Below are 25936 nucleotides of genomic sequence, written 5' to 3' on the forward strand. Positions count from 1 at the left end.
CGGATAATTGAGTGGCTACGGGGCACCTGCGCGGTAAGATGGCCGGCGCCCCTACCTGCCGCCCTGTCCATGCCCGCAGAACCGACCGGCACCGCCCCTGTTCCCGACCCGCGGATGGCCCAATCGCTGGGCCGCGATCGTCGGCGGATCGTGCTGAGTTACCTGGCGATGGCCCTGGCCTGGATGATCGCCACCGACAGCGCCGTGCAGCTGCTGGTACCCGATCCGTACCAGGCCTCGCTGTGGCAGAGCCTGAAAGGGTCGTTCTTCGCCCTGGCCAGCGCCGGGCTGCTGTACCTGCTGCTGCGGCCGCTGGCCGAGCACGTGCTGCTCACCCATGCCCGCCTGCAGGCCTCCGAGCTGCGCCTGCGGCAGATGTTCGAGGGCAATCCCGGGCCGATCCTGGTCTACGATCTGGACAGCCTGGCCATTCTCGATGCCAATCCCGCGGCCTGCAGCGCCTTCGGCTGGGAGCGTGAGGAACTGCTTGAGCGCACCATCGACGTGCTCTGGCCGCCCGGCCAGGACCAGGCGCTGCAGACCAAGCTCGAAGCCATCCGGGAGGCGCCCGAGCAGCTGTGCATCCTGCGGGCGCAGCTGCAGCTGCGCGATGGCAGCCTGCGGCAGATGGAGCTGCGCTCGAACGCAATCGGTTACGACGGCCACAACGCACGCCTGCTCATTGCCATCGATCGCACCGCCGAGGACCTTGCACAGCTGCGCCGGGACCAGGCACTGGCACGGGTGGAGGAAGCGCATGAGCTGGCGAAGATCGGCGCCTGGGAACTGGACCCCTCCAGCGGGCTGGGCCGGTACTCCAGCCAGGTCTATCGCCTGCTCGGCCGGCGCCCGCCGGAAGCGCGCCGCTGGCATCGCTTCGACGAACTGCTGGTGGCGGCCGATCCGGCCACTGCCGCGCAGGCGGACCAGCTGCTGGCCGAACTGTGTTCCGGCGAACCGGTGCAGGTGGACGTGCTGCTGCCGCTGCTGTCGATGGATGGCCGCGCGTTGATGGTGCACCTGCGCGCGGCCAGCGGCGTTGACGAGGCCGGCCGCGACCGCGTGCTCGGCACGCTGCAGGACGTGACCGAGCGCGAGCAGTCGCGGCGGCTGCTGCGCGAACGTGAGGAACAGTTCCGCGAACTGGTGCGTGTGCTGCCGGACGGCGTGGTCATCCTCTTCGAGGAGCACGTGCTGTACGCCAACGCCTGGGCCGCGAGTCTGTTCGGCTATGGCGGCCATGCCCTGCTCGGCGAGCCGCTGGCGGCTCTGGTCGCCGACAGCGATCTGGCGCGGGTACGCGTGCAGCTCCGGGCCGGCCAGCCCCAGCACGGCCCCGGCCACAGCAGCGTGGTGGCGATGCAGCGTGCCGATGGCCGCAGCTTCCACGCCGGCCTGGCTGTGGGCGAAGTGCGGTATGGCGGTCGCGACTGCAAGCTGCTGATCGTGCGTGACCTGAGCGACTCCGAGCGCACCCGCAGTGCGCTGGAGACCAGCAACCGCGAACTGCAGGCGATGGCCGGCCGGTTGTTCTCGCTGCAGGAGGACGAGCGCCGCGCGATCTCGCGCGACCTGCACGATGACATCGGGCAGGCCATCACCGCCATCAAGCTCTCCGCCTATGCCGCGCAGGACGAAGACGATCCGAAGCGCCGCAGCGAGGATCTGGCACAGATCGTCAGCCTGGCCGACACCACGGTGGCCAAGCTGCGTGACATCTCCACCCTGCTGCGGCCTCCACAGCTGGATGCGCTGGGCCTGGAGGCGGCACTGAGCTGGCAGGCACGGGTACTGTTCCGCTCCTCACCGGTGGAACTGCTGGCCGAAATCGAGCCCCTGCCGCATCGGCCCGACAACAGCATCGAGCAGGCCTGCTTCCGCATCGCCCAGGAAAGCCTGACCAACGTACTGCGCCACGCCCGCGCCAGCCAGGTGCAGCTGCAGCTGCGCGATGTCGGCCAGCGCGGGCTGCACCTGCAGATCCGCGACGACGGCGAGGGTTTCGACCCTGACGGCCCGCGCGGCCTGGGCCTGATCGTCATGCGCGAACGTGCGCAGAGCGTGGGCGGCCACGTGCGGATCGAGTCGGCGCACGGCGCCGGCACCCTGGTCGATGTCCATCTTCCCTACCAGGCAGCCTGCGCGGCTGCCGTCGAAACACCGGATTACTGAGCCTATGTGGAATCCCAATCTGCCGCTGGTCAGCATCGACGATGCCCCTGACCGCCTTGGCGCCGGCAATCCCGAGCTGCAGGCGATGGTGGCCGAAGCCGCTTCGGGTGGCACGCCGCTGATGCTGATGCATGTGGACATCGACCACTTCGCGTCGGTCAACGAGAACATGAGCGCGGAAGTGGGTGACCAGGCGCTGGTACTGGTGGCGCAACGCCTGCAGTCCTACCTGCGCGGACGCGGCAAGCTGTGGCGCCATGGCAGCGACGAGTTCCTGATCGCCGTGCCGCGCGACGCCGACCTGCCGCTGCCGGAGGACTTCGCCGAAGAGATCCGCCAGCAGATGGAACTGCCGCTGTCGGTGCTGCCCTACACCCTGTTCATGACCGGCAAGCTGGGCGTCAGCCTGTGCCCGGAGCATGCCAGCAGCACCTCGCGCCTGCTCGATCATGCTGAAGATGCGCTGTACCAGGCCGCCCGCGAGGGTGGCAACGCGGTGCGCATCCATGCCGTGGACACACCGCCCAGCGCGCACAGCGAGAGCATCATCGCGCGCCAGATCGTCGATGCCATCCCCAATGCCGAGCTGAAGCTGCGCTACCAGCCCCTGGTCAGCGCACGCGATGGCCATGTGGTGGGCATGGAAGCCCTGCTGCGCTGGCAGTCGCCGACGCTGGGGATGCTGGTACCGGAGCGCTTCATGCGAACGGCCGAGCGGCTCGGCATCATCGTGCAGATCGGTACCTGGGTGCTGGAGGGCGCGCTCAAGCAGGCCCGGCTGTGGCGCGACCAGGGTTTCGACGACTTCACCATTGCGGTGAATGTCTCCACCCTGCAGTTGCTGCGACCGAATTTCTTCGCCGAAGTGATGTCGCTGCTGCAGGCAGCGGGCGTGCCGGCGCAGATGCTGACGCTGGAGATCAACGAAAGCGCACTGACCAACAACGTCAATTTCGTGCACGAGACCCTGGCCAACCTGCGCAACGAAGGCATCAGCCTGAGCCTGGACAACTTCGGCACCGGCGACTCCAGCCTGAGCGCGCTGGTGCGCTATCCGGTGGACAAGCTGAAGATCGACCGCAGCTTCATCAAGAGCGCGCCCGCCGGCAACCGCGAGGCCGCCATCGCCCGTGCGATCATCGCCATGGGCCACCAGCTGGGCATGACGGTGATCGCCAACGGTGTGGAATCGCAGGCACAGCTGGGCTTCCTGCGCCGCAACGACTGCGATGTGTTCCAGGGCTATCTGTTCGGCGAACCGATGTCGGCCGATGCCGCGGGCATGACCCTGCGCCGGCGCTACCTGCGCCCGGAAGCATTCGCCGAGACCCGACCGGACCGCACCCTGCTGCTGCTGGACGATGAAGAGAACGTGCTGCGCTCGCTGGTGCGCCTGTTCCGTCGCGACGGCTACCGCATCCTTGCCGCCGGCAACGTGCGCGACGCCTTCGATCTGCTGGCGATCAACGATGTGCAGGTGATCCTGTCCGACCAGCGCATGAGCGACATGAGCGGCACCGAGTTCCTGGGCCGGGTGAAAATGCTGTACCCCGACACCATCCGCCTCGTGCTGTCCGGCTACACCGATCTGAACACGGTGACCGACGCGATCAACCGCGGCGCGATCTACCGCTTCCTGACCAAACCATGGAACGACGACGAGCTGCGCAAGCACATCCACCAGGCCTTCCGTACCTACGAGGAACAGCGCCGCAGCAACGCCGGCCCGGTGACGATGGACGCAGGTGACGGTGGCGAGGATCGCCCGCCGTTGCGGTGATGGAGGCCGCCGGGCATGGCCCGGCGCTACCGTGCACCTGTGCCGTGCGGCGGCTCAGCGCGGCTGCTTCACCGGCAGCACCACGCGGAAGCGCGAGCCGACGCCGGGGGTGCTGTCCAGATCGATGCGACCGTGGTGCTTGTTGATGATGCTGTAGGAGATCGACAGGCCCAGGCCGGTTCCGCTGCCCACCGGCTTGGTGGTGAAGAACGGATCGAAGATGCGCTGGCGCAGTTCGGGCGAGATGCCGCCACCGGTGTCCTCGAACTCGACCCAGACATGGTCGCCCTCCACGCCGGTACGCACGGTGATGGTGCCACGCTCGGCGATGGCATGGCCGGCGTTGAGCAGCAGGTTCATGTAGACCTGGTTGAGTTCGGACGGCAGGCACTCGACCAGCGGCAGCTGGCCGAACTCACGCACCAGGGTGACCTTGTACTTGAGCTCGTTCCAGATGATGTTGATGGTGGACTCGAGGCCGGCGTGCAGGTCGACCAGCTTCCACGACTCATCGCGGCCGGAGTACGAGAAGTCCTTGAGGTCGCGCACGATGCGCGTCACCCGCTCGATGCCCTCGCGTGACTCGGCCATCAGCTGTGGCAGATCGCGGCTGATGAAGTCGATGTCCAGCCGGTCACGGATGTCGTCGATCTCCGGGATGAGCGCCTTCGGGTCGGGCGCACGCAGGGCGCGCTCGTAGGCCTCGATCACGGTGAACAGGCTGCGCAGGTACTCCTGCAGGCTGCCGAGATTGGAGTGCACGTAGCCGATCGGGTTGTTGATCTCGTGCGCGACGCCGGCGGCAAGCTGGCCGATGGACGCCATCTTCTCCGACTGCAGCAGCTTTTCCTGCGTGCCGTTCAATCGAAGGTAGGCCTGGCGCAGTTCGGCATGGCGCTGCTGCAGCTCGCGCTCGTAGTCTTCCTGGCCCTCGATGTGGCGGAACAGTGCCAGGTAGTGGCCCTGCCCGGGCGGACCGTGATGGTACAGATGCGCGATCACCACGCCCTCGCCCAGCGGCAGGCTGCCGTTCCAGTGACCGTTCTGGCGGGCGTGCTCCAGCGCGTCCGGCGGCAGCAGCTGACGCAGGCGCTGTGGTGCCGGCAGCAGGCCTTCGTCGCTGGCCAGCAGGTTCTGCGCGGCCGGATTGGCCAAGGCGACCTGACCGTCTTCGGTGAACAGCAGCAGGCCCTCGCGCAGGCGTTCAAGCAACGCCTGCAGCACCGGCTGTGGTGGAAGGGGGGCGGTAACCAGGACGTTGGCAGCGGACACGGCGGCTCAGGGGCATTCGAACAGGCGCCCAATATACGCGGTCGTGCCGCAGGCGACAGCCTGCGAGCCGGGAGGTCCGCGCGAAATTGCGTCAGGCCACCGCCAGAGGACGGCCAGCGGTGACTGCGTGGGCCTGCCCCTTGGCATCGTAGGCCGAGGCCTCTTCGCTGCGGCCCAGCTGGCGCAGCGCCCAGTTCACTTCGCGGCGCCTGCGCGACAGCAGCACGCCGTTGGCGCGATTGCGCTCGGCCAGCTCCTGCAGCTGTTCGCCCTCGCCCACCGGCGGTGCGCCTTCCAGCGCACGCAGCGCCTCCAGCTTGGCGCCGGTGGCGCGGATCAATGCGTGCACGTCATGCTCGACCAGGGCCTGGCGTTCGACGTCCAGGGCCAGCGCCAGGCGCTGCAACGGCTCGCTCATCGCCGCGGTCATCCGTGCAGCTGCTGGTCCAGCTCAAGCATGCGCGAAGCGATCGCGTCCGGATTGATCGTATAGGTGCCGTTCTGCAGCGATTCGCGCACGGCGGCCACGCGCTGGGCGTCGATCGCCGGCGCCGTGGTCAGTTCGCGTTCGATGGCCTGCAGATTGGTGGCCTCGCCGGTCAGGCGCAGGCTGTCGGCCGCCTCCACCGGACGCGCCGGCGAGTCGCTGCTGACGCCGGGCTTGCTGGCCGGGCTCGTCACGCTGCGCAGTGCCTGGGGGACCTGCAGGTTGCCGTCGATTTTCTGGCTCATGGGGTGTCCTGGAGTTGCCGTTCACAAGGGATAACGGCCGCAGGGCCGTGATCTTTAGGGAAATCTTGCGGGAATTCAACGCGCCACGATTACGTCACCACGGGCATCCACCGTGCCCTGCACGATGCGCCGCGAGGAGAGGTTCTCCACCGAGATGCGTTCGTTCTCGCCGGCATCGCCCATCGCCCGGCCCGCGATGCGCACCTCGACCGAGCCGCGCCGCGACACCAGCGCCACATTGTCTCCGCGCTTGATGAGACGCTGGGTGACCAGGTCGTTGCTCGACAGCAGCGTTCCAGCCTGCAGCGGACGCCGGGCGATGCGGCCGATCGCTGCATTGGGATCGGCCAGCACGGCCCCGGCAATGCGTGCAGCATCGCGTTGGGCGGTACTGATATCGGCAGCCGTCAGCGTTTCTCCAGCAGCGATGCCGCGTGCAAGCACCAGCACCGTCTGGTTGCGCCGCACCTTCACCGGTACGAACAGGCGCCAGCCGCCCGCATCGGGGCAGCTGACCTCGACCGTGGTGTTCGCTGTCGGCTGCACCTGCAGCGCTCCCCCGCACCGGGGAAGACGCAGCGCGTCAGCCACCTGGGCCTCGCCTTCGCTGCCGGCGGGCAGGCTCGACAACGCCGCCGCACGGATGCTGGCCACCGGCTGCCAGTCGGCGGCCACTGCCCAGGGCGAGGCAATGGCCAGCGCGACTGCCAGGATGGAGGAGATCGGGCGCATGGCGCCTCCTGTCGATGGGACCTGGCCCGGACGCGTGCAAGCGGCGTGCCAGTGCGACGCGCGGCACCACACTCGGCGCCGCTGGATCGGACCCTCAAGTTCCCGCCGCTGCACGCCGATACAGCAGCCATGTCCCATGACCTGCTCAACCGGATCGACCAGCGGACCCGCCTGGCCGGCCACAACCGACTGGCGCTGCTGCTGTTCCGCCTCGGCGGACGTCAGCTTTTTGGCGTCAATGTATTCAAGGTGCAGGAAGTGCTGCGGCGCCCGGAGCTGTTCCAGGTGCCCGGCCTGCCCGGGCAGTTCGCCGGCGTGGCCGATGTACGCGGACGCTCGGTGCCGGTCCTGGACCTGGGCCTGGCGATCGGTCATCCCGAGCGCGAGCCGGATGCCGATACCTCGCCCGGCTACCTGGTCGTCACTGAATTCAACCGCTCGATCCAGGGCTTCCTGGTCAGCGGCGTGGAGCGCATCGTCAACATCGCGGTGGAGGACATCCATCCGCCACCGGAACTGGGCGCTGAATCGAGCTATCTGACGGCGGTCACCCGCTTCCAGGGCGAGCTGATCCAGGTGATCGACGTGGAAAGCGTGCTGGCCGACATCGCGCAGATCCGGGGCGAGGCCGTGCTCGATCCACAGATGGCCATGCCCGCCGACGGCCCGCAGCTGCAGGTGCTGGTGGTGGACGACTCGCGGGTGGCACGCCAGCAGATCCGCAGCGTGCTGGACCAGCTGGGGGTCGGCGCCACCCTGCTCTCCGATGGCCGGCAGGCGCTGGACCACCTGCTGCAGATCCACGCCTCGGGCGAGAATCCCGCCGACCGCTACGCCATGGTCATCTCCGATATCGAGATGCCGGCGATGGACGGCTACACGCTGACGACGGAAATCCGGCGCCATCCGGGGCTGGCGGGGCTGTACGTGCTGCTGCACACCTCGCTGTCGGGCGTATTCAACAACGCGATGGTCGAGCGCGTGGGCGCCAATGCCTTCGTCGCCAAGTACTCCCCGCACGAGCTGGCCGATTTCGTGCTGGACCGCCTGCGCAAGGTGGCGATGGCGGCCTGAGGCCGCCGGGGTTCCCCGCCGGGCATGGCCCGGCGCTACCGGATGTTGGCCGCCCCTTGGGTAGCGCCGGGCCGTGCCCGGCGAGCGTAGCGGCGCCCCGCCCCGCCCACGACCTTTTGGCACACCGCTTGCAGCTTCCCGGGCAACGTTCCCGTGGGAGTGCATCGTGCGCAACCTGATTACCGACTACCTGGGCGTACATGCCCAGGCCATGCCGTTGCGCGAACAGCGGATGAAGCTGATCGCCAGCAATCTCGGCAATGCCGATACCCCCGGCTACAAGGCCCAGGACCTGGACTTCGACGCCGCCCTGCGCAGCGCACAGGGACAGGATGGCAACGGCCTGATGGCCACCACCCACGAGCAGCACTATGCGATCAACAACGGCCTGAATCCGTTCCAGATCGCGCGCGAGGGTGTCCAGCCCAGCCTTGACGGCAATACCGTCGATCCGGATGCAGAGCGCGCCGCCTACGGTCGCGCCGCGCTGGAGTACCGCGCATCGCTCAGCTTCGTCGAGAGCAAGGTCCGTTCCATGCTGACCGCGATCACGGGGCAATAAGCCATGAGCAACCTGCCGATCTTTGACATCGCCGGCTCCGCGCTGCAGGCGCAGTCGGTGCGCATGAGCACCATCGCCTCCAACCTGTCCAACGCCGACACTGTTGCCGGCTCGGCCGAGGCCGTCTACAAGCCGCTGGAGCCGATCTTCCAGGCGGTCACGAGCAAGGACGACCCGAACATCACCTCGGTGCAGGTGAAGGAAATCACCCGCAGCGAGGCGGCGCCGATCAAGCGCTACGAGCCCGGCCACCCGCTTGCCGACGCCGACGGTTACATCTACCAGCCCGACGTCGATCCTGTCGCGCAGATGGTCAATCTGATCTCGACCTCACGCAACTACCAGGCCGGCGTGGAGATGTTGACCACCGCCAAGGAACTGGCCCTGGCCACCCTGACCATGGGCCGCTGAGGCCCGCAGTACCGGATACCGCCATGACCACTGCCGTCAACAACCAGACCAGCCAGGACGTCTACTCCGCACTGGGCCTGAATGCTCCCAACAGCAACGCCACCAAGAAGAAGAACACTCTGGACCAGGCCGACTTCCTGCGCCTGATGACCGAGCAGCTGCAGCATCAGGACCCGCTCAAGCCCATGGACAACACGCAGATGGTCGCGCAGATGGCGCAGATGTCGACCGTGCAGGGCATCACCGATCTGAACAACACGGTGCAGGGCTTCCAGCAGTCGATGGCCAGCGACCAGGTGCTGCGTGGCGCCGCGCTGGTGGGGCACCAGGTGCTGGTGCCGTCCGAGAAGCTGGTGCTGGAGAACGAAGGCAGCGTCGAGGGCACGGTGGCCGCGCCCGGCGCCGGCATCATCACCGTGGACATCACCGATGCCAACGGCGCCAAGGTCACCTCGATCAGCGTCGAGGCCAAGGCCGCGGGCGAAACCGCATTCCAGTGGGATGGCAAGGATGCCGCCGGCAACCGCATGGAGCCGGGCAAGTACAGCGTGGTCGCCAACCATGTCGATACCGCTGGCAAGAGCACCAAGCTGTCCACCTATGTGCAGGCACCGGTGGAAAGCGTGACCGTCGGTTCCGATGGCCTGTACCTGAACCTCAAGGGCCTGGGCACGGCCCCGATCGACTACGTGCTCCGCGTCAGCTGAGCCGCCTACCCGCATCTACCAGGAGCATCCCATGGGCTTCAATGTCTCGCTGTCCGGCATCAATGCCGCCAACTCCGACCTGAGCGTCACCGCCAACAACGTCGCCAACGTCAACACCACCGGCTTCAAGCAGTCGCGCGCCGAGTTCGCCGACCTGTTCGCCGCCACCAGCTACGGCCTGTCGAAGAACGCGGTCGGCTCGGGCGTGCGCGTCTCCAACGTGGCCCAGCAGTTCATCCAGGGCAACAACGAGCAGACCGGCCGCAGCCTGGACATGGCGATTTCCGGTGAGGGCTTCTTCACCATGAACATGAACGGCCAGCGGGTGTACTCGCGTGCCGGCAACTTCCAGACCGATGCCGCAGGCTACGTGACCAACCCGCAGGGCGCGCGCCTGCAGGTGTTCGCGCCCAACGCCGACGGCACCAACTTCGACGCCGGTCGCATGATCGACCTGCAGCTGCTGACCACCGACAGCCCGCCCCGGCAGACCAGCGATGTAAAGGTTGGTTTCACCCTGCCGGCCAACGCCAAGGAACCGACGGTGCAGCCGTTCGATGCCACCAATTCCAACAGCTACAACCACTCCAGCGGCGGCATTACCGTGTATGACTCGCTGGGCGTGAGCCACATCCAGGTGTCGTACTTCGTCAAGGAAGCCGGCGTCAACCAGTGGACCGTGCACAACTTCGTGGACGGCGAACCCGCAGGTACCCCGACGCCGGTCACCTTCGACAACAGCGGCAAGCTGACCGCACCGGCCAACGGCAGGATCAGCCTCGGCACGTTCACCCCGACCACCGGCGCGGGCGAGTTGAACATGACCCTGGACGTGAGCGGCTCGACCCAGTACGGCGAGAAGTTCGCCCTGCGCAACACCCAGCAGGACGGTTACGCCGCGGGCAAGCTCAACGAAATCACGGTGTCGGACACCGGCGTGGTCTACGCACGCTACTCCAATGGCGACGACAAGCCGCTCGGCCAGGTTGCGCTGACCACCTTCAACAACCCGCAGGGCCTGGAGCAGAAGGGCAACAACGTGTGGGCGGAGACGTTCGATTCGGGTACGGCCCGTACCGGAATGCCCGATACCTCCAACCTCGGCAAGATCCAGGCCGGCTCGCTGGAGGCGTCCACTGTCGACCTGACCGAGCAGCTGGTCAACATGATCACCGCGCAGCGCAACTTCCAGGCCAACGCACAGATGATCACCACCCAGGACCAGATCACCCAGACCGTCATCAACATCCGTTGATGAGCCGCTGACCCTGTCACGGAACTCCCCGCATGGATAAAGCCCTCTACGTGGCGATGACCGGTGCCCGCGCCTCCCTGCAGGCGCAGGGAACGCTCAGCCACAACCTCGCCAACTCCGATACCCCCGGCTTCAAGGAAGCGCTGGCCAACACCGAGGCCTTCCCGATCCAGGGCCGGGGCTTTGCCTCGCGGGTCGATGCGCTGCACGTCGACGCCGGCTTCAACCGCCGGCCCGGTGCGCAGCACATCACCGGCAAGCCGCTGGACCTGGCGCTGCAGACCGGCACCTGGCTGGCCGTGCAGTCCACCGACGGCAGCGAAGCGTACACGCGCGGCGCGGCACTGTCGGTGACACCGAACGGTCAGCTGGTGACTTCCGGTGGGCGCGCGGTACTGGATGACAACAACAACCCGATCGCCATTCCGCCTTACCAGGCGATGGAGATCGGCAACGACGGCACGATCTCGATCATCCCGCAGGGTGAAGGCCCGCAGACCATGGCCATGATCGGCCGGATCAAGGTGGTGCAGGCACCAGACGAACGGCTCGAGCGCGGTCTTGATGGCCTGTTCCGCAACACCGATCCGCTGCAGCCGTTCGCCCAGGCCCTCGGGCCCACCGTGCACAGCGGCCAGCTGGAAGGCAGCAACGTCGATGCCGCTGGTGCACTGGTGCAGATGATCCAGCTGCAGCGCCAGTACGAAATGCAGGTGCAGGTGATCAAGCACGGTGATGACAACGCACGCAGCGCCAACAGCCTGCTGCGACTGGGCAGCTGACGGAATTCCGCCGGCGCCGCGTAACGGCACTGGCACACCGCTTGCACGCCGTACCCCATGGGCCGCAGCACGCGGCCGGTTTCAGCCAGACAGGACTCCGAAGATGAACCAGGCATTGTGGATCGCGAAAACCGGACTGGATGCGCAGCAGATGCGCATGTCGGTGGTTTCCAACAACCTCGCCAACACCAACACCACCGGCTTCAAGCAGGACCGCGCCAGCTTCGAGGATCTGTTGTACCAGCAGGTCCGCCAGCCGGGCGGCGCATCGTCGGCGCAGACCCAGCTGCCGACCGGCCTGCAGCTGGGCACGGGCGTGCGCGTGGTGGCCACCGCCAAGAACTTCGAGCAGGGCAGCCAGCAGCAGACCGGCCGCGCGCTGGACGTGATGGTCAATGGACGGGGCTTCTTCGAGGTGCAGCTGCCCGATGGCAGCTCCGCCTACACCCGCGACGGCTCGTTCAAGATCAACCAGGACAGCGAGCTGGTCACCAACAGCGGTTACCCGGTGCAGCCCGGCATCCAGATTCCCGAAGGCGCGCAGTCGGTGACCATCGGCAGCGACGGCACCATCAGCGTGAAGATGGCCGACGACGCCGCATCGGTGGAAATCGGTGCGCTGACCCTGACCGACTTCGTCAATCCCGCAGGCCTGCAGGCGCGCGGCGAGAACCTGTTCCTGGAAACCACCGCCTCGGGGCCGGCGCAGAACGGCAATCCGGGCCTGAACGGGCTCGGCAACGTGGTCCAGGGTGCGCTCGAAGGCAGCAACGTGAACGTGGTGGAGGAGCTGGTGTCGATGATCGAAACCCAGCGCGCCTACGAGATGAACGCCAAGGCGATCTCGACCACCGACTCCATGCTGGCCTACCTCAACAACAAGATCTGACCGGCCCAACCGGGATAACGCCATGTCGCCCACTTCCACCCTCGCCCGCACTGTCCTCGCCAGCACGGTGGCCGCCCTGCTCGGCGGCTGCGTGATTGCCGGCGACGTGCGCCCCTACCCCGCGATGGCGCCGCTGCAGCCGATCATGCCGCCCCAGGCGGAGCCGACGGCCGGTGCGATCTATGCGGCAGGGCCAACCCTGCAGCTGTACTCGGACCGCCGCGCGCGTGATGTCGGCGACCTGCTGACCATCACGCTGCTGGAAAACACCACCGCGCAGACCAGCGCCAACACCGCCACCAACAAGGAATCGAATCTGAGCCTGGGGACGCCCTCGATCTTCGGTGCGCCGGTCACCCTGGGCGGCAAGGACATCCTCAGCGCCAGCGCCAAGGGCGCGCGCGACTTCACCGGCAAGGGCAACAGCGCACAGAGCAACCGCCTGCAGGGCAGCGTCACGGTCACCGTGATCCAGCGCCTGCCCAATGGCAACCTGGTCGTGCAGGGACAGAAGAATCTGCGCCTGAACCAGGGCGACGAGCTGGTGCAGGTGCAGGGCATCGTGCGCCCGGGTGACATCAGCCCGGACAACACCCTTCCCTCCAGCCGTGTGGCCGAGGCCCGCATCGTCTACGGCGGCCGCGGTCCGGTCGCGCAATCCAACGCGATGGGCTGGCTGAGCCGCTTCTTCAACTCCGGCCTGACGCCGTTCTGAGCATGGCCATGACGCTTACCTTCTTCTCTTCCTGGCACCGTCTGTCATCGCTGTGCTGCCTGGTGCTGCTGGCAGTGGCTGCGCCCGCCAATGCCGAGCGCATCAAGGATCTGGCCCAGGTCGGCGGCGTGCGCGGCAACGCGCTGGTCGGCTACGGCCTGGTGGTCGGCCTGGATGGCAGTGGCGACCGCACCAGCCAGGCCCCCTTCACCGTGCAGAGCCTGAAGAACCTGCTGGGCGAGCTGGGCGTGAATGTGCCGGCCAACGTCAATCCGCAGCTGAAGAACGTCGCCGCCGTGGCGATCCACGCCGAACTGCCACCGTTCGCCAAGCCAGGGCAGCCCATCGATGTCACCGTGTCCTCGATCGGCAACGCGGTGTCGCTGCGTGGCGGCTCGCTGCTGATGGCGCCGCTGCGCGGTGCTGATGGCCAGGTCTACGCCATCGCACAGGGCAACCTGATCGTGGGCGGCTTCGGTGCCCAGGGCAGGGATGGCTCGCGGGTGTCGGTGAACGTGCCCAGCGTCGGCCGCATTCCCAACGGTGCCACGGTCGAACGCGCGTTGCCGGATGTGTTCGGTGCCAACGGCGAAATCACCCTGAACCTGCACAACAACGACTTCACCACCGTCTCGCGGATGGTCGCCGCGCTCAACAACGCCTTCGGCGAAGGCGCGGCACGTGCCGTCGACGGCGTGACGGTGGCGGTGGCCGCGCCGACCGACCCGGGTGCACGCATCGGCCTGCTTGCCCGCATCGAGAACCTGGAGCTGACCCCGGGCAGCGCCCCGGCCAAGGTCGTGGTCAACTCGCGTACGGGCACGGTGGTCATCGGCCAGCAGGTCCGCGTCGGCCCTGCGGCGATCTCGCACGGTTCGTTGACGGTGACTATCCAGGAGAACACCAACGTCAGCCAGCCCAACGCACTGGCCGGCGGCAGCACGGTGGTCAGCCCGCAGTCGACCATCACCGCCACCAACGATGGCAGCCGCATGTTCAAGTTCAATGGCGGCACCACACTGGATGAGATCGTGCACGCGGTGAACGCCGTCGGCGCCGCGCCGGGCGACCTCATCGCGATCCTGGAAGCACTGAAGCAGGCCGGCGCGCTGAGCGCCGAACTCGAGGTGATCTGACATGCGCATCACCCCCGCCTTCGAGCTGAATCCGGCGCAGCAGAACGACCCGGCCAGGATCGACAAGGTCGCGCGGCAGCTGGAAGGCCAGTTCGCGCAGATGCTGGTCAAGAGCATGCGCGATGCCAGTTTCGGCGACTCGCTCTTTCCCGGTGAGAACAAGATGTTCCGGGAGATGTACGACCAGAAGATCGCCGAGGCGATGACCCGTGGCAAGGGACTCGGGCTGTCGGCCATGATCACCCGCCAGCTGTCCGGAGCGACCGCCGAAGGACCGGCGCTGGATACCGGCATCGGCGCTGCGAAGGCCAGCCGGGCCTATCAGCTCAACGCGCCCGCCAAGGCGGCGCCGTCGCTGCCGCTGGAGGACGCCGGCCAGGCCGTACGCATGCTGCAGCAGATGGCTGCAGGTGCACAGCAGGATGCATCGGCCGCCATCGCGCCGATGGAACAGGCCCTGGACCTGATCGCCGGCCGCGAAAGCAGCAGCGTGCACCGGTCGCTGGGCACCGATGATCCGTACATCGCCGGGCTTGACGGCCCCGACTGGGCAGCCCGCAACGACCAGTGGGCCGCCACTGCCAGCAACCGTGGCAGCGGCACTACGACCGATGCGCTGGCGACCCGCACCGCGGTTGCCCAGCTGGGTGCGCATACCCCGGAAGGCTTCGTCGCCAGCATCTGGCAGCACGCGCAGAGCGCAGCCAGGGAGCTGGGCGTGGACGCCCGCGCGCTGGTTGCGCAGGCCGCACTGGAAACCGGCTGGGGCAAGCGCCAGATCAAGCACGCCGATGGCAGCACCTCGCACAACCTGTTCGGCATCAAGGCCAATGGCTGGAACGGACAGCGTGCGGTGGCCGGCACCCATGAGTACGTCGATGGCGTGCGCCGTAATGAAACCGCAAGCTTCCGTGCCTACACCTCGCCGGCCGAGAGCTTCGCCGACTACGTGCGCCTGCTGAAGACCAGCCCGCGCTACCAGCAGGCCCTGCAGGCCGGCACCGATGTGCAGGGCTTCGCCCGGGGCCTGCAGCGGGCCGGCTATGCCACCGATCCGCGCTACGCCGCCAAGATCGCCGCGATCGCCGGCGGCCCGACCATCGAGCGTGCCGTCGCCGCCGTGACCGATGCCGGCAGTCGCCTTGGCCAGACCTTCGCCAGCACCGCAACAGCGGCGCTGGGTATCACCCGTCGTTGAGGAACCCCATGTCCAGCGTACTTTCCACCGGTACCGGTGCCCTGCTCGCCTTCCAGCGCGCCCTGGCAACCACCAGCCACAACGTGGCCAACCTCAACACGCCGGGTTACAGCCGGCAGAAGGTCAATTTCGCCACGGCCGATCCGCAGAACTTCGGCTACGGCACGGTGGGCAACGGCACGCGCATCACCGACATCCGGCGCACTGCCGACCAGCTGGCGATCTCGCGCCTGCTCGACAGCAGCGGTGAGCTGGCACGCCTGAAGCAGTTGTCCGGCATGGCCGACCGAGTCAACGCGCTGTTCTCCGACGCCGCCACCAACGTCGCAGGCGTCTGGTCCAGCTTCTTCGATTCGGTCAGCGGCCTGTCTTCCAATGCCTCCGGCACGGCCGACCGGCAGAGCATGCTGGACGGTGGCAAGGCCCTGGCCAACCGTTTCGTGCAGCTCAATACCCATCTGAACAACCTCAACAGCGAGGTCAACAACGGCCTGCTCGCCGGAGCGACCGAGGTCAACCGGCTGGCGCAGGAAATCGCCCAGATCAACGGCGCCATCGGCACCAACATCGCCAGCGCGGCCCCGGACCTGCTCGATCGCCGCGACCAGCTGATCTCGCAGCTGATCGGCTATACCGGTGGCACCGCGGTGATCCAGGACGGCGGCGTGATGAACGTCTACACCGCCGGCGGCAACGCACTGGTGGTCGGCACCACCGCCACCCGGGTCACCACCGTGGCCGATCCGTACCAGCCCGAGCGCCTGCAGCTGGCACTGGAAACGCAGGGCAACACCATCACCCTGGATCCCAAGGCCGTCGGCGGCCAGATCGGTGGGCTGATGGAGTTCCGCGACACCGTGCTGACCCCGGCGCAGGCGGAACTGGGCAAGCTGGCGATCGGCCTGGCCGACAGCTTCAACCAGGTCCACCACCAGGGCGTGGATCTCTACGGCCAGCTCGGCGGTGACTTCTTCAACATCGGCACGCCGCGGGTGACGGCCAACAGTGGCAACAGCGGGACGGCCAGCATCAGTGCCAGCTTCGGCGATCTCGGCAAGCTGGACGCGCAGAACGTCGTCCTGCAGTTCGATGGCACGCAGTGGAAGGCGAGCCGCGCCGACACCGGCGCCAGCATTCCGTTGACCGGCACCGGCACCGCCGCCGATCCGCTGGTGATCAACGGCGTCGAGCTGGTGGTCGGCGGCACGCCGGCAATCAACGACCGCTTCCTGCTGCAGCCCACTGCCGGCGTGGCCGGCAGCCTGGAGATCGCCATCACCGATCCCTCGCGCATCGCAGCCGCGGCTGCCGTGAAGGGCGCCGCCGCCACCGCCAATACCGGTACGGGCAAGCTCAGCGGCGTCTCCGTGACCGATGCCGGCCATGCGGACCTGCGCAATCCTGCGGCGATCGTCTTCACCTCCGCCACCACCTACACCATCGATGGTGGCCCTCCGCAGACCTACACCCCCGGCCAGACCATCAGCGCCAACGGTTGGAGTTTCGTTCTCGACGGTGCACCGCGTACCGGCGACACCTTCAACATCACCCCGACCCCGGCCGGCTCTTCGGACAACAGCAACGCGGCAAGGCTGGCCAAGGTGGAGAGCGCCAAGGCGTTCAGCAGCGGCACCGTCACCCTGAACGGCGCACTGGGCGGGCTGACCACCCAGGTCGGCGCGGCAGCGCGCTCGGCCGAGTACTCGCTTGAAGCGCAGTTGGTGATCAACGAGAAGGCCCAGGACGCGCGCGACGAAATCTCCGGCGTCAACCTGGATGAGGAGGCGGCGAACATGCTCCGCCTGCAGCAGGCCTACCAGGCCGCCTCGCAGTTGATTTCCACTGCCGACAACATGTTCCAGACCATCCTGGGAGCCGTCCGCCGATGAGCAGCCGCATCTCCACCGGAATGATGTTCAACCAGTCGGTGACGCTGATGCTGGCCAAGCAGGCCAAGCTCAATCACCTGGAGCAGCAGATCGCCACCGGCAGCAAGATCGTCAGCGCCAAGGACGATCCCGTGGCCGCGGGCACCGCCGTGGGCCTGGACCGCAGCCTGGCGGCACTCGAGCGCATGGGCCTCAACGCCGGCAACGTGCAGAACCGGCTCGGCGTGCAGGAGAACACACTGGCCCAGGTCAACGATCTGATGGGCCGCGTCAGCGATCTGACGCTGCAGGCCAGCAATCCGGCGCTGAGCGCCGCGGACAAGAAGACCCTGATCACCGAGCTGAACCAGATCCGCGACGGCCTGCTGTCGCTGGCCAACAGCAGCGATGGTACCGGCCGCTATGTATTCGGTGGCACCCATGACGGCGATCCGCCGTTCGCCAAGATCGACGGCAAGGTGGTCTATCGCGGCGACCAGACCCAGCGCCAGGTGGAAGTGGGGCCGGACACCTACGTGCTCGACGCCCTGCCCGGCAGCGAGATCTTCATGCGCATTCCAACCGGCGATGGCTTCGTCGACGGCAGCGCCGCCGCAGGCAACACCGGCAAGGGCGTGCTGACCAACATCACCCGCGACGGCAGCGACAGCTGGAACGGCCAGGCCTTCAGCGTGCGCTTCACCGCCAGCGACCAGTACGAGGTGCTGGACGCAACGGGCAACGTGACCAGTACCGGCTCCCTGAAGCCCGGCGACGAACTGGAAGTGAACGGCGTGCGCCTGCAGATCACCGGCGCTGCCGAGCCCGGCGATACCTTCAACGTGCAGCCGGCCGGCAGCCGCGACATCTTCGCGACGATGGACAAGCTGATCGCCGCACTCGACGCCGATACCGGCAGCACCGCACAGCTGGCGGCGCAGCAGAACCAGCTGCAGAGTGCATTGCGCGACGTAGGCCGCGCGTCCGAGCGGATGATCGATTCGCGTGCTGCCGGCGGATCGCAGCTCAAGGCGCTGGACAATGCAGCGGACATGCGCGAAGCCAACAGTGTGACGTTGAAGACCACCCTGTCACAGATGCGCGACCTGGACTACGCCGATGCCCTGAGCCAGTACCAGTTGCAGAGCACCGCGCTGCAGGCTGCACAGACGATCTTCTCGCAGATGCAGTCGATGTCGCTGTTCAACAAGATCGGCTGATCCGTTTCCCGCACACGCCCATGAAGGCCGCGATGCCCTGCATCGCGGCCTTTTTCGTTTCCGCAGCGCGTTGCTGCTGCCTCGCCCGCGGGTGCGCCGCGCGCGTTCATTGACGATCCGCGCGCCCAGGTCCGCCCCACCCGGCGCCGCCAGCGGCGCCCGCCCCCTGCCCGCCCCCCTTCCAGGCCGGTGAAACCCCGGAAGAACAGCGTCCCGCGGGCTTTTCCCGGTTCATCGGAATTCACGCCTAAAGGTTGTTGACAAAGCGCCGTTATTCATTTGGCAACGGCGAAGCACACAGCCAAACAAAAAACAGGCGGCGCTTCGTTCCATTCACCTACGGGTTCCAAATAAGAGGAGACGACCCCATGGCACAGGTAATCAACACCAATACGATGTCGCTCAACGCTCAGCGCAACCTGAGCACCAGCGGCAACTCGCTGGCCACCACCATCCAGCGCCTCTCGTCCGGCCTGCGCATCAACAGCGCGAAGGACGACGCCGCCGGCCTGGCGATCTCGGAGCGTTTCAGCACCCAGATCCGCGGCCTGGACGTGGCCATCCGCAACGCCAACGACGGCATCTCGCTGGCCCAGGTCGCCGAAGGTTCGCTGAGCGAAGTCGGCAACAACCTGCAGCGCATCCGCGAACTGGCCGTGCAGGCCTCCAATGCCACCAACTCCAGCAGCGACCGCAAGGCGCTGCAGGCCGAAGTGACCCAGCTGGTCAGCGAAATCGACCGCGTCGCCAAGCAGAGCGACTTCAACGGCACCAAGCTGCTCGATGGCAGCTTCACCAGCCAGCTGTTCCAGGTTGGCGCCAACGCCGGCCAGGCCATCGCCATCAACAGCGTGGTCGATGCCAAGGCCAACTCGCTGGGCGCGACGACCTTCGTCAACGCTGGCAGCGCCACCCTGGATGACGCAGCCGTCGATGCCGCCGCCGGCACGCTGGCCAACATCACGGTGGGCGACGTCAGCATCGGCGACGTCACGTTCGACTACACCACCCCGCCAGGCGCGCCGGCCACCGCGGCCGAGATCGCTGCGGTGCGCAAGGTCAACCAGGACAACGCCACCAAGGCGCTGGCTGCTGCCCTGAACGGCAAGATCGGCGAAACCGGCCTGCATGCCGCGCAGTCCACCACCGCGGGCGAAGTCACCCTGACCTCGGTCAAGGCCGACAACACCGTGGCCGGTGTGACCGTGAAGATGGGGCCGACCGCCACTGCAACCGATCTGAACGCCCCCGCCGCCGGCACTGCTGCCGCCCACGTCGCCGACATCCAGATCGATACCGTCGCCGGCGCCCAGCAGGCCCTGGAGATCGTCGACAAGGCCCTGGAATCGGTCAACAGCGTCCGCGCCGACCTGGGCGCGATCCAGAACCGCTTCACCTCGGTGGTCGCCAACCTGCAGACCTCTTCCGAAAACCTGTCGGCCTCGCGCAGCCGCATCCGCGATACCGACTTCGCCAAGGAAACCGCCGAACTGACCCGCACCCAGATCCTGCAGCAGGCCGGTACGGCCATGCTGGCCCAGGCCAACCAGGTGCCGCAGAACGTGCTCAGCCTGTTGCAGCGCTGACATGAGCCGCTCCCGGGGCACGTCGGGGGCGTCTGACCCAACTCACGTGCAACCGCTCAAGGACCTCTCCTCATGGCACAAGTCATCAACACCAACACGATGTCGTTGAATGCTCAGCGTAACCTGAGCACCAGCGGCAGCTCGCTGGCCACCACCATCCAGCGCCTGTCCTCCGGTTCGCGCATCAACAGCGCCAAGGACGACGCCGCTGGCCTGGCGATCTCCGAGCGCTTCGGCACCCAGATCCGCGGCACCGATGTGGCCATCCGCAATGCCAACGACGGCATCTCGCTGGCCCAGGTCGCCGAAGGCTCGTTGACCGAGATCGGCAACAACCTGCAGCGCGTCCGCGAGCTGTCGGTGCAGGCCGCCAATGCCACCAACTCGGCCAGTGACCGCAAGGCGCTGCAGGCCGAAGTGACCCAGCTGGTCAGCGAAATCGACCGCGTCGCCAAGCAGTCCGAGTTCAACGGCACCAAGCTGCTGGACGGCTCGTTCTCCAGCCAGCTGTTCCAGGTCGGTGCCAACGCCGGCCAGGCCATCGCCATCGACAAGGTGGTCGATGCCAAGGCCGACGCGCTGGGCAATGCCGTCTTCGACGCCAACACCATCGCCATCGACGAAGGCGATAGCGTCGCAGCCGATGCGGGCAAGGAAATCACCTATTCCGGCCTGACCATCGGTGGCGGCGGCCTGACCTCGGCGATCAAGATCGCCGACGTCAAGATCACCTCCACCGGCGACGCCGCCAAGGACCAGGCTGCCCTGGCCGCGGCGACCGTGACCGCGATCAACGCCAAGATCGGTGAGACCGGCGTCTACGCCGAACTCGACGGCACCACCGCCGGCCAGATCAACCTGACCTCGGTGAAGGAAAGCGTCGACAAGGACGGCAAGTTCGTCGCCATGTCGGCCACTGCGGGCACCAGCGCCGGCGTCACCGGCTTCGACAGCGCCGCCGCCACCGCCAGCACCGGCGCATCACCGGGCAAGCTGCTGAAGGACGTCGACATCAGCACCGTGAAGGGTGCCCAGCAGGCGCTGGAAGTGGTCGACAAGGCACTGGGTTCGATCAACAACACCCGCGCCGACCTGGGTGCGATCCAGAACCGCTTCACCTCGGTGGTCGCCAACCTGCAGACCTCGACGGAGAACCTGTCCGCCTCGCGCAGCCGCATCAAGGACACCGACTTCGCCAAGGAAACCGCTGAACTGACCCGTACCCAGATCCTGCAGCAGGCCGGTACGGCCATGCTGGCCCAGGCCAACCAGGTACCGCAGGGCGTGCTCAGCCTGCTGCGCTGATCCGCACCGTGATCGACTCCCGGGCGCCGGCCAGGCCGGCGCCCGGACCCTGAACCACGTACCACCTCCGCCAAAGGAAATGCACCATGGCACAAGTCATCAACACCAATACGATGTCGCTGAATGCTCAGCGCAATCTGAGCACCAGCGGCGCCTCGCTGGCCACCACCATCCAGCGCCTGTCCTCGGGCTCGCGCATCAACAGCGCCAAGGACGACGCCGCCGGCCTGGCGATCTCCGAGCGCTTCGGCACCCAGATCCGCGGCACCGACGTCGCCATCCGCAATGCCAACGACGGCATCTCGCTGGCCCAGGTCGCCGAAGGTTCGCTGACCGAGATCGGCAACAACCTGCAGCGCATCCGTGAGCTGTCGGTGCAGTCGTCCAACGCCACCAACTCGGCCAGCGACCGCAAGGCGCTGCAGGCAGAAGTGACCCAGCTGGTCAGCGAAATCGACCGCGTCGCCAAGCAGTCCGAGTTCAACGGCACCAAGCTGCTGGACGGCTCGTTCTCCAGCCAGCTGTTCCAGGTCGGTGCCAACGCCGGCCAGGCCATTGCCATCGACAAGGTGGTGGACGCCAAGACCGAATCGCTGGGCACCGCGACCTTCGCCACCGGCGGCACGGCCATTCTGGCCGCAAGCACCGATGGCGCACGCATCACCGGCAAGGTGATGGACGTGGATATCGGCACCGTCGAGATCAAGGCCGGCGCCACCGCCGAAGAGGCCGCCAAGGCCGTGGCCACCGCCATCAATGCCAAGATCGGTGAAGCCGGCATCTATGCCGAAGCGAACAGCGACGGCACGATGAAGCTGAGCTCGGTGAAGGAAGGCAAGGACGTCGTCGCTGCCGATATCGCACTGGAGCGCAGCAATTTCGACGCTGCCGCGGGTACCTGGAGCGCGAACGCTGCTGCAGCCGCCTACACTGCGGGCACCGCTACCGCTGCCAGCGTGCAGAAGCTGGACGTGAGCACCGTGCTCGGCGCCCAGCAGGCGCTGGAAGTGGTCGACAAGGCACTGGGTTCGATCAACAACACCCGCGCCGACCTGGGTGCGATCCAGAACCGCTTCACCTCGGTGGTCGCCAACCTGCAGACCTCGACGGAGAACCTGTCCGCCTCGCGCAGCCGCATCAAGGACACCGACTTCGCCAAGGAAACCGCTGAACTGACCCGTACCCAGATCCTGCAGCAGGCCGGTACGGCCATGCTGGCCCAGGCCAACCAGGTACCGCAGGGCGTGCTCAGCCTGCTGCGCTGATCCACGGCAAGAAGGTACCGCTGCCGCCGGTCGAACCGGCGGCAGCGGCAACCCGACAGCCACGGCGCACGCAGGCGCGGGCCATGCCCGGCCCGGGACGCTTCCCGAACCGGCTTGGCATCGCCCGCCCCTGCGGACCTCTGTTTCAGCGCTGTACCTTTGACTGTACGCACCGGGCGGCTTCGTCTCCCCCCGATTGTCAGTAGCCTGATCCCTCCCCTGCTTTGGGGGAGGGTTTTTTGCAGACTCCCGGCAGCCTGCGTCGTCCCGACCGCACCCTGCCCCGTCACTCCTGCAACCTGCATGCCAAACCTGCCGTCCGGCACTGGCACGGCGCATGCATCAACGAAGTCCTCAAGACCCAGCGGCGCAGGCCGCTATTTTCGTTGACGACGGGCGGCCGCAGCGCGGCGCCCGGATTACCAGGAGAAACGACGTGGCAGACTTTGGATACGGTGGCATCGGCTCGGGCCTGGACATCTCCAGCATCGTCAGCCAGCTGGTCGCGGCCGACCGCAAGCCCGCCGACAATGCGCTGAACCTGCAGCAGTCCAAGACCAAGATGCAGCTGTCGTCGATCGGCACCGTCACCGCGGCCTTCGACAAGCTGAAGACCGCACTCACTGCACTGAAGGCCACCACGGCCTTCGACACCCGCACGGTCACCGCCAGCAAGGGCGGCAGCGGCGGTACCGACGAGATCCTGACGGCCAGCGTGGCGCTGTATGACGTCGGCACCACCAAGGCGGCAGCGTCCAATGGCACGCACATCATCGACGTCAAGTCGCTGGCGACCGCACACAAGCTGATCGCCGACACCTCCGTGCCCAAGACCGATACGTTCGCCGCCGGAACCTTGACGTTGACCGTCGGCGTCGGCGACAAGGCCAAGACCATGAACGTGGAGGTCGAGGAAGGCGACACGCTGACCACGATCCGCAACAAGATCGACGCCGCCGGCCGCAAGGAAGGCGTGCAGGCCACCCTGATCAGCTCCGGCGACAACCAGTACCTGTCGATCGCACAGGAAAAGACCGGCGCGGCAAACGCGATCAAGCTCGAATACGCCGGCAGCGACCCGAAGTTGGGAGCGCTGGTCGGCAGCCTGAAGCAGAACACCGCGGCCGCCGATGCCAAACTGACCATCGACGGCGTTGAAGTGGTGAGCGCCAGCAACACCGTGGCCGACGCCGTGCCGGGCCTGACCCTGAACCTGAAGAAGGAAGGACAGAGCACGGTCACGATCAGCACCGACACGGCCGCGGCGACCAAGGTGATGCAGGATTTCGTGACCGCGTACAACGCGGCCATCGCCGCCATCAACACCGAAACCAAGTACGACGCCAAGACCAAGGAAGCGGCGGCCCTCACCGGCGATGCGCAGATGCGCGGCGCCGCCAGCCAGCTGCGCTCGGTGATGTCGGGCGTGCTCAAGTCGCTGTCCGGCGATGGCCTGGACGCCAAAGCCATCGGCCTGCAGACCCGTGGCTACCCCAATGCCGATGGCAGCTTGGTGCTTGATACCACCAAGTTCGCTGCCGCGCTTGCCAGCCAGCCGGAGAAGATCCGCCAGGCGATCACCGGCGATGCCGGCGGTGCGGGCCAGCTGTACTCGCTGGTCGACGGCTACGTGAGCACGACGGTCGGCAAGGAGGGTGCGTTCGTTGCCCGCACCAAGGGCCTGAACAACACCCTGGACAGCATCGACAAGCGCCGCAAGGACCTGGATACCCGCATGGTCGGCGTGGAGGCACGGTACAAGAAGCAGTTCCTCGCACTGGACAGCCTGATGGGCAAGCTGCAGCAGAGCAGTTCGGCGCTGCAGCAGCAGCTGGCGCAGTTGAACGGTTGACGGACGACGCGCGCGGCACTCAAGTTTGGTGCCGAACGCACCGATAACGGACGCAACAGCAATCATCGCGGTACTGCCGGCAGTGATCGTCACGATCCTGCTGCAGCACCCAGCGCAAGGAGAATCACGAATGTACGGTTCCAGCCGTCAGTACGCCGAGCAGTACCGCCAGGTGGGTGTGACCAGTGCGGTCACCGATGCCGATCCGCACAAGCTGGTGGCCCTGTTGCTGGCGGGCGCGCTGGAGCGCGTGCGGCGCGCGCTGGCCAGCCTCGAGCGCGGCGACCATGCCGGCAAGGGCAAGGCGATCGGCGAGGTCTGCGCCATCGTCGGCCACCTCAACGGCTCGCTGGACCATGAGGCCGGCGGCGAGATTGCCGGCAATCTTTCGTCCCTCTACGACTACGTGCTGCAGCGCCTGACCGAGGCCAACCTGCACAACGACCGCGCCGCCCTGGACGAATCGCTGCAGCTGCTGGGCGAGATCGACAGCGCCTGGAACGCAATTCCGCACGAGCAGCGCCGTACGGCAGCGGTGGCACCATGAGCCTGCAGGCACTGCATGCGCAGCTGGATGCTTTCGAGAAGGCGCTGGGTGAAGATGCCTTCGACACCGCCGACAGCCTGCTCGAAGGCCATGACAGCAAGCTGCACGCGCTGTTGAGCCAACCGCTGGCGGCCGCCGACCATGCGCCCCTGACCGCGCTGTTCGAACGCCAGCAGAGCCTGCTCACCCTGCTGCGCCATCGCCGCGACGCGGTGGCCGTGCAGCTGCACGATGGACGGCGCTCCCTTCGCGCCGCGCACGCCTACCTGCAGGCAGAATCGCTGGCATGACCCTCCTGCCGACCACGTCGCTGCATCACCCGGCCGAAAGCGAGCTGTTCGACGAGACGCTCAGCTGCGAACTGGCGCTGCCGGTCGAGTTCCAGGCCGGCAACGCGGCGGGACGTACCAGCAGCGCCGAAGGCCTGCTGCGCAGCCTGGCGCTGGTCGAAGACAGCCGTGTCGATGAACACGAGGAGCGCAGCGAGGCCAGCCTTCCGCTGCAGCGGCTGGAAGCCAAGCTGGATCTGGCCATGGTGCTGCTGGGCCGACTCGTGCGCCAGCAGGGCCCGGCATTGACCCTGCGCCCGGTGCGCTGGTCGCGGCGCGGCATCCGCCTGCAGCTTGGGCCCCGCAGTGGCGCGGCGCCGGGCCAGGCCGGCGTGGTCCGTGTGCAGCCCAGCGACTGGCTGCCCGACCATATCGATCTGCCGGTGGAAGTGGTTGCCGAGGCCGCCGATGGCAGCGGAGGCCACTATCTCTGGCTGCGTTTCCATCGCCTCGGCGACGGGCTGGAAATGGCCATGGAGCGGCATCTGTTCCGCCTGCACAGACGTCAGGTGGCCGAAGCAAGGCGCGCGCGCTGAACCCTGGCACG

General features: G+C 67.1%; 25 protein-coding genes. 21 read left to right on the forward strand and 4 right to left on the reverse strand.

Annotation, left to right across the window (positions count from 1 at the left end; genetic code table 11):
• The first annotated feature begins 69 nt into the window (after positions 1 to 69).
• Both ACVOJ1_RS08390 and ACVOJ1_RS08395 read left to right on the forward strand, forming a co-directional pair.
• The gene (locus tag ACVOJ1_RS08390) at positions 70 to 2172 is read left to right on the forward strand and encodes a sensor histidine kinase (RefSeq protein WP_111187002.1); all 2103 of its coding nucleotides are present in this window, start codon (positions 70 to 72) and stop codon (positions 2170 to 2172) included.
• A 4-nt stretch (positions 2173 to 2176) separates the two neighbouring features.
• A complete protein-coding gene (locus ACVOJ1_RS08395) occupies positions 2177 to 3952 on the forward strand; it encodes an EAL domain-containing protein (RefSeq protein ID WP_065182186.1) in 1776 nt (591 codons plus the stop codon).
• Between the two features lie 54 nt (positions 3953 to 4006).
• Here ACVOJ1_RS08395 and ACVOJ1_RS08400 read toward each other — a convergent pair whose 3' ends face one another.
• The 4 genes from ACVOJ1_RS08400 to flgA all read right to left on the reverse strand — a co-directional run bounded on the left by ACVOJ1_RS08400 (position 4007) and on the right by flgA (position 6688).
• A complete protein-coding gene (locus tag ACVOJ1_RS08400; protein ID WP_065175707.1) occupies positions 4007 to 5224 on the reverse strand; it encodes an ATP-binding protein in 1218 nt (405 codons plus the stop codon).
• Positions 5225 to 5315: 91 nt separating this feature from the next.
• Positions 5316 to 5654 carry a flagella protein gene (locus ACVOJ1_RS08405; RefSeq protein ID WP_053517922.1) on the reverse strand — a complete coding sequence of 113 codons (339 nt, stop codon included), beginning with the start codon at positions 5652 to 5654 and terminating at the stop codon, positions 5316 to 5318.
• The gene (flgM, locus tag ACVOJ1_RS08410) at positions 5651 to 5956 is read right to left on the reverse strand and encodes a flagellar biosynthesis anti-sigma factor FlgM (RefSeq protein WP_346480322.1); all 306 of its coding nucleotides are present in this window, start codon (positions 5954 to 5956) and stop codon (positions 5651 to 5653) included. The genes ACVOJ1_RS08405 and flgM overlap by 4 nt, the downstream gene beginning before the upstream one ends.
• Before the next feature lie 75 nt (positions 5957 to 6031).
• Positions 6032 to 6688 (reverse strand): flagellar basal body P-ring formation chaperone FlgA, encoded by a 657-nt coding sequence (gene flgA / locus ACVOJ1_RS08415; RefSeq protein WP_053517920.1) that lies wholly within the window; start codon positions 6686 to 6688, stop codon positions 6032 to 6034.
• A 129-nt stretch (positions 6689 to 6817) separates the two neighbouring features.
• Here flgA and ACVOJ1_RS08420 point away from each other — a divergent pair, with 129 nt between their 5' ends.
• From ACVOJ1_RS08420 to ACVOJ1_RS08510, 19 genes are all read left to right on the forward strand, one after another.
• Positions 6818 to 7762, forward strand: coding sequence for a chemotaxis protein (locus ACVOJ1_RS08420; RefSeq protein WP_053517918.1), 945 nt, complete (start codon positions 6818 to 6820; stop codon positions 7760 to 7762).
• A 166-nt stretch (positions 7763 to 7928) separates the two neighbouring features.
• A complete protein-coding gene (gene flgB, locus ACVOJ1_RS08425; RefSeq protein WP_053517917.1) occupies positions 7929 to 8324 on the forward strand; it encodes a flagellar basal body rod protein FlgB in 396 nt (131 codons plus the stop codon).
• Between the two features lie 3 nt (positions 8325 to 8327).
• On the forward strand, positions 8328 to 8735 hold the full coding sequence (flgC, locus tag ACVOJ1_RS08430; RefSeq protein WP_053517916.1) for a flagellar basal body rod protein FlgC: 408 nt from the start codon (positions 8328 to 8330) through the stop codon (positions 8733 to 8735).
• Positions 8736 to 8758: 23 nt separating this feature from the next.
• The gene (locus ACVOJ1_RS08435; protein ID WP_346480323.1) at positions 8759 to 9442 is read left to right on the forward strand and encodes a flagellar hook assembly protein FlgD; all 684 of its coding nucleotides are present in this window, start codon (positions 8759 to 8761) and stop codon (positions 9440 to 9442) included.
• Between the two features lie 31 nt (positions 9443 to 9473).
• A complete protein-coding gene (flgE, locus tag ACVOJ1_RS08440; protein WP_053517912.1) occupies positions 9474 to 10697 on the forward strand; it encodes a flagellar hook protein FlgE in 1224 nt (407 codons plus the stop codon).
• Positions 10698 to 10729: 32 nt separating this feature from the next.
• A complete protein-coding gene (locus ACVOJ1_RS08445) occupies positions 10730 to 11479 on the forward strand; it encodes a flagellar basal body rod protein FlgF (protein WP_164152916.1) in 750 nt (249 codons plus the stop codon).
• A 103-nt stretch (positions 11480 to 11582) separates the two neighbouring features.
• Entirely contained in the window at positions 11583 to 12368 is a 786-nt protein-coding gene (flgG, locus tag ACVOJ1_RS08450) for a flagellar basal-body rod protein FlgG (RefSeq protein WP_053517910.1), read from the forward strand.
• Between the two features lie 22 nt (positions 12369 to 12390).
• Complete coding sequence (flgH, locus tag ACVOJ1_RS08455; RefSeq protein WP_253118440.1) at positions 12391 to 13083, forward strand: flagellar basal body L-ring protein FlgH; 693 nt, start codon at positions 12391 to 12393, stop codon at positions 13081 to 13083.
• A gap of 8 nt (positions 13084 to 13091) precedes the next feature.
• A complete protein-coding gene (locus ACVOJ1_RS08460) occupies positions 13092 to 14219 on the forward strand; it encodes a flagellar basal body P-ring protein FlgI (RefSeq protein WP_481558704.1) in 1128 nt (375 codons plus the stop codon).
• Between the two features lies 1 nt (position 14220).
• Complete coding sequence (gene flgJ / locus ACVOJ1_RS08465; RefSeq protein WP_197599950.1) at positions 14221 to 15417, forward strand: flagellar assembly peptidoglycan hydrolase FlgJ; 1197 nt, start codon at positions 14221 to 14223, stop codon at positions 15415 to 15417.
• 8 nt (positions 15418 to 15425) lie between these two features.
• Positions 15426 to 17306: a flagellar hook-associated protein FlgK gene (flgK, locus tag ACVOJ1_RS08470; RefSeq protein WP_053517907.1), complete on the forward strand. Its 1881-nt coding sequence runs from the start codon at positions 15426 to 15428 to the stop codon at positions 17304 to 17306.
• Positions 17303 to 18505 (forward strand): flagellar hook-associated protein FlgL, encoded by a 1203-nt coding sequence (flgL, locus tag ACVOJ1_RS08475; protein WP_053517905.1) that lies wholly within the window; start codon positions 17303 to 17305, stop codon positions 18503 to 18505. The genes flgK and flgL overlap by 4 nt, the downstream gene beginning before the upstream one ends.
• Positions 18506 to 18873: 368 nt before the next feature.
• Entirely contained in the window at positions 18874 to 20091 is a 1218-nt protein-coding gene (locus ACVOJ1_RS08480; protein WP_053517904.1) for a flagellin, read from the forward strand.
• Between the two features lie 72 nt (positions 20092 to 20163).
• Positions 20164 to 21396, forward strand: a complete 1233-nt coding sequence (locus ACVOJ1_RS08485; RefSeq protein ID WP_065176170.1) for a flagellin — start codon at positions 20164 to 20166, stop codon at positions 21394 to 21396.
• 86 nt (positions 21397 to 21482) lie between these two features.
• Positions 21483 to 22661, forward strand: coding sequence for a flagellin (locus ACVOJ1_RS08490; RefSeq protein ID WP_312550813.1), 1179 nt, complete (start codon positions 21483 to 21485; stop codon positions 22659 to 22661).
• A 436-nt stretch (positions 22662 to 23097) separates the two neighbouring features.
• Positions 23098 to 24513 (forward strand): flagellar filament capping protein FliD, encoded by a 1416-nt coding sequence (fliD, locus tag ACVOJ1_RS08495; protein ID WP_053519585.1) that lies wholly within the window; start codon positions 23098 to 23100, stop codon positions 24511 to 24513.
• Positions 24514 to 24643: 130 nt separating this feature from the next.
• The gene (gene fliS, locus ACVOJ1_RS08500; protein ID WP_053519586.1) at positions 24644 to 25060 is read left to right on the forward strand and encodes a flagellar export chaperone FliS; all 417 of its coding nucleotides are present in this window, start codon (positions 24644 to 24646) and stop codon (positions 25058 to 25060) included.
• Positions 25057 to 25350, forward strand: a complete 294-nt coding sequence (locus tag ACVOJ1_RS08505) for a hypothetical protein (RefSeq protein WP_053519587.1) — start codon at positions 25057 to 25059, stop codon at positions 25348 to 25350. Before fliS ends, ACVOJ1_RS08505 begins: the two co-directional genes overlap by 4 nt.
• Positions 25347 to 25925, forward strand: coding sequence for a PilZ domain-containing protein (locus tag ACVOJ1_RS08510; RefSeq protein ID WP_111186090.1), 579 nt, complete (start codon positions 25347 to 25349; stop codon positions 25923 to 25925). Before ACVOJ1_RS08505 ends, ACVOJ1_RS08510 begins: the two co-directional genes overlap by 4 nt.
• Positions 25926 to 25936 lie beyond the last annotated feature (11 nt).

The organism is Stenotrophomonas sp. STEN225 (assembly GCF_056756445.1).